Annotated in this window: 7 protein-coding genes and 1 tRNA gene; 3 read left to right on the top strand and 5 right to left on the bottom strand. The window is 63.5% G+C overall.

Annotation, left to right across the window (positions count from 1 at the left end; all coding sequences use genetic code 11):
* Nucleotides 1–52: 52 nt before the first annotated feature.
* Entirely contained in the window at nucleotides 53–622 is a 570-nt protein-coding gene (locus tag VIG90_RS08665; RefSeq protein ID WP_331593096.1) for a DUF177 domain-containing protein, read from the bottom strand.
* On the bottom strand, nucleotides 619–1,155 hold the full coding sequence (locus VIG90_RS08670; RefSeq protein WP_331593097.1) for a ubiquinol-cytochrome C chaperone family protein: 537 nt from the start codon (nucleotides 1,153–1,155) through the stop codon (nucleotides 619–621). The genes VIG90_RS08665 and VIG90_RS08670 overlap by 4 nt, the downstream gene beginning before the upstream one ends.
* 76 nt (nucleotides 1,156–1,231) lie before the next feature.
* On the opposite strand from VIG90_RS08670, the gene VIG90_RS08675 reads away from it, so the two are divergent.
* Nucleotides 1,232–1,723 (top strand): outer membrane protein assembly factor BamE, encoded by a 492-nt coding sequence (locus tag VIG90_RS08675; RefSeq protein ID WP_331593098.1) that lies wholly within the window; start codon nucleotides 1,232–1,234, stop codon nucleotides 1,721–1,723.
* 170 nt (nucleotides 1,724–1,893) lie between these two features.
* Nucleotides 1,894–1,968 (top strand) — tRNA-Asn (locus tag VIG90_RS08680).
* Between the two features lie 190 nt (nucleotides 1,969–2,158).
* Here the strand turns inward: VIG90_RS08680 and mmsB are convergent.
* From mmsB to VIG90_RS08695, 3 genes are all read right to left on the bottom strand, one after another.
* Nucleotides 2,159–3,049 (bottom strand): 3-hydroxyisobutyrate dehydrogenase, encoded by an 891-nt coding sequence (mmsB, locus tag VIG90_RS08685; protein ID WP_331593099.1) that lies wholly within the window; start codon nucleotides 3,047–3,049, stop codon nucleotides 2,159–2,161.
* Nucleotides 3,050–3,054: 5 nt separating this feature from the next.
* Nucleotides 3,055–4,194: an isobutyryl-CoA dehydrogenase gene (locus tag VIG90_RS08690; RefSeq protein ID WP_331593100.1), complete on the bottom strand. Its 1,140-nt coding sequence runs from the start codon at nucleotides 4,192–4,194 to the stop codon at nucleotides 3,055–3,057.
* 151 nt (nucleotides 4,195–4,345) lie between these two features.
* Complete coding sequence (locus tag VIG90_RS08695; RefSeq protein ID WP_331593101.1) at nucleotides 4,346–5,842, bottom strand: CoA-acylating methylmalonate-semialdehyde dehydrogenase; 1,497 nt, start codon at nucleotides 5,840–5,842, stop codon at nucleotides 4,346–4,348.
* A gap of 110 nt (nucleotides 5,843–5,952) precedes the next feature.
* On the opposite strand from VIG90_RS08695, the gene VIG90_RS08700 reads away from it, so the two are divergent.
* On the top strand, nucleotides 5,953–6,873 hold the full coding sequence (locus tag VIG90_RS08700; RefSeq protein ID WP_331593102.1) for a LysR family transcriptional regulator: 921 nt from the start codon (nucleotides 5,953–5,955) through the stop codon (nucleotides 6,871–6,873).
* Nucleotides 6,874–6,929 lie beyond the last annotated feature (56 nt).

Genomic DNA, 6,929 nt, shown 5'->3' on the forward strand with positions numbered 1-6,929 from the left:
GAAACCCGGCCGCTCACATGAGCGCGCGACAATACTCATTCAGCGGCCGGATTCAACCCTTGTCATCGGGTTTATTGCGTTTTTGTGCGAGTCCGGCAAACGGGGAGCGGGCCATGAGGTCTTCCTCCTCGGTCAGCAGCAGATGCCGGACCTCGGCCAGAGCCTCATCCGATGCCCGCGGGTACGGATCAAGCGCAAGGGCCAGCGTCTCGGCAACGGCCTCGCCCACGTCCATGACGTCGCCTGCCAGCGGCAGGATGTCAAGGTCGCCCTCGGCCAGCTCGAGTTCCTCTTCCGATTCCTCAACGACAGGCGAGAACTGGAGTTTCAGCGCCTCGTCCACCGTCTGCTCGACCGGATGGCTGGAGATAACGCAGGTCTGCACCACCTCGGCCTTCATCCGGCCGGTCATCAGGAAGCCGTTGCCCATTGGCTCCAGCTTCACATTCGCCACCAGGCTCCTAACGTCGGGTATCTGAAACCGGGCCGCCAGCGCCGTGCGCTCCTTCGGGGTCGCCTCAATAGTGAGTTCAAGACCGTGCAGCGGCACCTTGCCCGCCTCTACCGGACGAGACATCTCCGGCCCCGGCGTCTTCGCCGGGTTCAGCTCTGCATCACTCATGACCGCTCCTCTCCCAGCTCGCCGCGCTTCAGGCTGTCAAAGCTCAGTGCGGACAAACGGGCTTCCAGCCCCCGGGTGCGCTCCACCAGCCAGTCCAGCGCCTTCGGGCCCGGGTTCTCGCCCCGGTAGGCGTTACGCACCAGCGCATCGGCCAGCTCCACCGTATCGCCGGAGGTCAGCGCCGCGCGGTAGGCCTGCTGGCGGCCGTTCAGGGCGGAGACCATCTTCTGCACCTGCTTGCCGACCGACAGGTCGCCCACGCCCATTTCCCGCAAGCTGTTGTCCATATCGTCCACGAACAGCTCCAGCAGTTCCTTGGAGAGGGGAACGCCCGCCTCTCCTTCCTTCTGCAAACGCGCGAACGTCAGGGACAATACCAGAGCCAGCACATCGAACCGTCCGTCAACCGTGTCCGGCACCTGCCCGCGCACATACCAGTCCGGCTGGCGCACCAGATGCACCAGCGCCTCATACAGCGTTTCCGCCTGCCGACGCCTGCCAGCCAACCCAACCAGTGACTTCAACCAACTCAAGCGAATGTTTCCTTATCGTATTCAACACCCCAGGCGCTTGCCCCGGTGCCTTCTGGCGGATATGCAAGTCTCTTGATTGATCGTCAACGCGACGACAACGGAGATCGACTCGATTATGCTGCACGGCCTTGCCAAAACCCTGCTCATTGCCGCCGTGGCGGTCAACACCGCAGCCTGCACCCGGATCAAGGACACCAAGGGCTACCTTGCCGACCAGCAACTGGTCGCCGCCATCCAGCCCGGCATCGACAACAAGGATTCGGTGACCCGCACGCTGGGCCGCCCCTCGCTCCAGTCGGAGTTCGATCCGAACACCTGGTATTACGTCTCCCGACAGACCGAGCAGCTGGCGTTCCTCACGCCCAAGCCGGTGAAGCATGAAGTGTTGGTTATCGCCTTTAATGACAAGGGCACCGTCACCAAGGTGGACAAGCTGGGCAAGGAGGAGATCGTCAAGGTCGACCCCACCGGCGACAAAACCCCGACGCGCGGCCGTGAGGTTTCGATCTGGGACCAGCTGTTCGGCAACATTGGCCGCTTCTCGCCGGGCGCGGGCGCGCCGCAGTAACCTCGCCGGCGGCAATCAGCCAGCAAGACTATGATTTTCTTACTGATTTACCTGCCTTGATAAAAAAAGTTACGAAAAAGAGAATTACGGTATTGGCAGGTTCGGCACAGGTTGTTATAGACCGCGCCGAGTTTCGGGGGCGCCGAGACGGAGACGACGAAGCGCCTCATTCCCCGGTAGCTCAGCGGTAGAGCAACCGGCTGTTAACCGGTTGGTCGCTGGTTCGAATCCGGCCCGGGGAGCCACTTACGCGAAGGCCCAGATGACGCAAGTCTCTGGGCCTTTGTCGTTTCTGGGCCGTATCGCAGCCCTTTTGGCCTGAAAGCCTCCCTCTTCCGAATCATTCGTCCGAAACAAAAACGGCAGCTCCCGAAGAAACTGCCGTTATCGATTCTGTTGCGAGGACGAATCAGCCGAGAGAATCGGCGAAGGGAATCATCCCTTCCATTCGCCCGACAGCATCTTGATGATGGCCGAAAAATCCTTCCCGGCCCCGCCCAGACCGTTGAAGACCGAATAGAGTGATTCCGATTCCGCCCCCAGCGGCGTCGGCGCGCCCACTTTCTGCGCCGCCTCCATGGCAAGGCGCAGGTCCTTCAACATCAGCGCCGTGGCAAAGCCGCCCTCGTAGTTCCGGTTGGAAGGCGCCGTCGGCACCGGGCCCGGCACGGGGCAGTAGCTTGTCATCGACCAGCACTGCCCGGACGCCTTGGAGGATATCTCGAAGAATCGCTGCGGATCGAGCCCCAGCTTCTCGGCCAGATTGAACGCCTCGCAGGTGCCGATCATGGAAATGGCAAGCAGCATGTTGTTGCAGATCTTGGCCGCCTGCCCCGCACCCGCGTCGCCTGCGTGAATGACCGCCTTGCCCATGTGGGAGAGGTACGGTTCCGCCGCCTTGAACGCCTCCTCGGTGCCGCCCACCATGAAGGTCAGCGTGCCCGCGCTGGCGGCGGCCACACCGCCGGAGACGGGCGCGTCCACCATCACGAAGCCCTTCTCCGTCGCCGCTTCCACCACGCCGCGCGCAGTCGTCACGTCGATGGTGGAGCAATCCAGCATCAGCGTGCCCAATTGCGCGCTCAGGAAAACCTCGTTCTCGTAAACCTCCCGCACGTGCTTGCCTGCGGGCAGCATGGTGACCACCACGTCCGCCTCGCCAACGGCGGCCGCAGCACTCTCGGCCTGTTCGCAGCCCTCGCTGACAACCCGTTCCAGATTGGCCGGCAGCAGGTCACAGGCCAGCACACGGTGGCCCGCCTTCACCAGATTGACGGCCATGCCGCCGCCCATGTTGCCCACGCCGATGAATGCGATGGTCGCCATTGCGCTTACCCCCTCAGCATTTCGCGCGAGATCACCACGCGCATGATCTCGTTGGTTCCTTCCAGAATCTGATGCACCCGCAGGTCGCGCACGATGCGCTCGATCTCGTAATCTTTCAGGTAGCCGTAGCCCCCGTGGATCTGGAGCGCCTCGTTGGCGATGCGAAAACCCGTATCGGTGGCAAAACGCTTGGCCATGGCAGAAAGTTTGGATTTCTCCGGCGAGCCCGCATCCAACGCGCCGGCCGCCCGGTAGAGCAGCAGCCGCGCTGCCTCCAGTTCTGTTGCCATGTCGGCCAGCTTGAACTGGTTCACCTGAAAGTCCGCGATCGGCTTGCCGAACTGCTGGCGGGTCTTGGCGTACTCAATCGCGCGGTCCAGCGCTGCCTGCGCCCCGCCCAGCGAGCAGGCGCCGATGTTGATGCGCCCGCCATCCAGGCCCGACATGGCGATCTTGAAGCCCTGTCCTTCCTCACCAAGGCGGTTGGCCACCGGCACCCGGCAGTTGTCGAAGTTGACGATGCCGGTCGGCTGGGCGTTCCAGCCCATCTTCTTCTCGTTCGCCCCGAACGACAGGCCCGGCGTGCCCTTCTCCACCACCAGTGTCGAGATGCCCTTCGGCCCTTCCTCACCGGTGCGCACCATCACCACGTAGAGATCCGAGAAGCCCGCACCCGAGATGAACGCCTTGGAGCCGTTCAGCACATAATGGTCGCCGTCCCGCTCCGCGCGGGTGCGCAAGGAGGCGGCGTCCGAACCCGAAGACGGCTCGGTCAGGCAGTAGCTGGCGATCAGGTCGAGCGGGGCCAGCTTCGGCAGCCACTGGCGGCGCTGGTCGTCGTTGCCGTAGGTATCGATCATCCACGAGGCCATGTTGTGGATGGTCAGGAACGCCGCGTGGCTCACGTCGCCGGCCGACAGCGCCTCGAAGATCAGCGCGGCATCCAGGCGCTTCAGCGCAGAGCCACCCACGTCCTCCCGCACGTAGACCGCGCCGAAACCCAGGCTGCCCGCCTCCCGCAGCACGTCGCGGTCCAGCGTCTTTTCCTCATCCCAGCGCATGGCGTTCGGCCGCAGGCGATCGCTGGCGAACTTGCGGGCCATGTCCTGAATCATCATCCGGTCTTCAGACAGCTGAAAATCCATCGCTGTGACAACCCTTCTGAAATCTGCAATTTTCAAAACTCGTGGCGAAGACGGCCCGGCCCCGTGCTCCGCTGAAGCGAAGCAACAGGGCCGGACTCTCCCCTAACCTGCACGCACCCGACCAAAGCGGCCCGGCGTCAGCGGCCCGCCATCAACGCATGGTCGGGATGATGAACGACTGGTCGCCCACGTCCCCGACCGGCCAGCGCTGCGTCACCGTCTTGACCTTGGTGTAGAACCGAACGCCTTCCATGCCATATTGATTGGTATCGCCAAAGGCCGAGCGCTTCCAGCCGCCAAAGCTGTGATACGCCACCGGCACCGGGATCGGCACGTTGATGCCCACCATGCCCACGTTCACCCGCTGCACGAACTCACGCGCCGCGTTGCCATTGCTGGTGAAGATGGCAACGCCGTTGCCGTACTGGTGCTTGCTCGGCAGATCGATCGCCTCGTCCAGCGTCTGGGCGCGCACCAGCTGAAGCACCGGGCCAAAGATCTCGTCGCGATAGCTCTGCATCCCCGGCTTCACATGGTCGAACAGGGACGGGCCAACGAAGAACCCGTTCTCATAGCCCTGCAGGCTGAAGTCACGACCGTCGAGCAGCACTTCCGCCCCCTCGTCCACACCCATCTGGATGTAGGACTTGATCCGGTCGCGGTGCATGGCGGTCACCACCGGGCCGTACTGGGCGTCAGGATCGGTCGAGGTGCCCACCTTCAGCTTCAGCACTTCGGGCATCAGCCGCTCCAGCAGGCGGTCGGCGGTTTTGTCGCCCACCGGCACCACCACCGGCAGCGCCATGCAGCGCTCGCCCGCCGAACCATAGGCCGCGCCGATCACGTCGCGCACCACCTGATCCAGATCCGCGTCCGGCAGCACGATGCCGTGGTTCTTCGCGCCGCCCATGGCCTGCACTCGCTTGCCATTGGCTGCGCCGCGCTCATAGACGTAGTTGGCGATGTCCGAAGAGCCGACAAAGCTCACCGCCCTGATTTCCGGATGATCGAGGATAGCGTCCACCGCCACCTTGTCGCCATGGACCACGTTCAGCACGCCCTCCGGGCCGCCGGCCTCCAGGAACAGCTCGGCCAGCCTCACCGGCACGGACGGGTCCCGCTCGGACGGCTTCAGAATGAAGGTATTGCCGCAGGCAATCGCAACGCCGAACATCCACATCGGGATCATTGCCGGGAAGTTGAACGGGGAGATACCCGCCACCACGCCCAGCGGCTGGCGCATGGAGAACACGTCGATGCCCGGCCCCGCTCCTTCCGTATACTCGCCCTTCTGGAGGTGCGGGATGCCGCAGGCGAACTCGATCACCTCGAGGCCGCGCTGAATATCGCCCTTGGAATCGGCAATCACCTTGCCGTGCTCCAGAGACAGCATTTCCGCCAGCTCATCCATGTGCTGCTCGATGAGCACCTTGAAGTTGAACATCACCCGCGCGCGCCGCTGCGGGTTCATCGCGGCCCACGCGGGGAAGGCATTGGCCGCCACCTGCACTGCCGCATCCACTTCCTCGGCCGTCGCCAGCCCGACCCGGGCCTGCACCTCGCCCGTGTTCGGATTGAACACGTCGCCGAAGCGGCCAGACGTGCCCGCCACGTCCTTGCCGTTGATGAAGTGATTGATCATGCGCATGGTGCCTCTCCCCTCGTGGAAATCCATTCCCTCCCCCTATAGTCTGTGCAACTCTGCCCCCACCAGACCGGCTTTTCGCCGATCAGATGTGCAAAAATGCAGAGCCCGACATGTTTGACTGGAACGACCTGCGCTACTTCCTCGCCGTTGCCCGCCATGGGCGGCTGGTGGACGCTGCCCGCCGCATCGGTGTGGATCACACAACCGTCAGTCGCCGAATCGCCGCGCTGGAGCAGGCCATCGGCTGTCTGCTGTTCCACCGCTCGCCGCGCGGGCTCACGCTCACGGAAAGCGGACACCGGCTCGTACAGCATGCAGAACGGATCGAGAGCGAGACCGCTGCCATCAGTGCCGGGCTTGCAGGACAGGACTTTCAGATCTCAGGCACCGTGCGGCTGGCAACGCCGGAAGCATTCGGCGGCTTTCTCGTTGCACCCCACATGCACCGCTTCCGGGAGACCTACCCGCAACTCGACCTGGAACTGGTGGCAGAGAACCGCAGCTTCAGCCTGTCCAAGCGGGAAGCGGATATCGCCATCACGCTGGGCCGGCCGCCGTCGGGCCGGCTGATCGCCCGAAAGCTGACCAGCTATGCCCTGGGCCTTTATGGCTCGGCCGAGTATCTGTCCCGCCATAATCCGATCACCACACCGGACGACCTCAAGGGCAAGGAGTTCGTCTCCTACATCGAAGACCTGATCCATCTGCCCCAGCTCAAGTTCTTGAATGACGTGGTAAGCGATCCTGCAGTGCATTTCCGCTCAAGCTCGATCACTGCCCAGCAGAATGCCGTTGCGTCCGGTTTCGGGCTGGGGCTGCTTCACCATTTTTCCGCGTCCGGAGACCCGCGCCTCGTCCCGATCCTGCCTGAGCAGATCCGGATCGAGCGTGCCTACTGGATTGTCCTGCACGCGGATCTGCGCTCGCTGCCGCGCATCCGGGCGGTCGTGGATTTCCTCCAGTCCATCGTGGAGATCGAGAAAGCGGCCCTTGCCGGCCCTGTAGCCTTGTCTGCCGGGAGCCCGCGTTAATACCGGGCCAAAGCACCCACTGTCGGTCGCAGGGCGGAAAATCGCCCAAGATCATT

The sequence above is a fragment of the Pedomonas sp. genome (genome assembly GCF_036515995.1).
Lineage (GTDB): Bacteria > Pseudomonadota > Alphaproteobacteria > Sphingomonadales > Sphingomonadaceae > Pedomonas.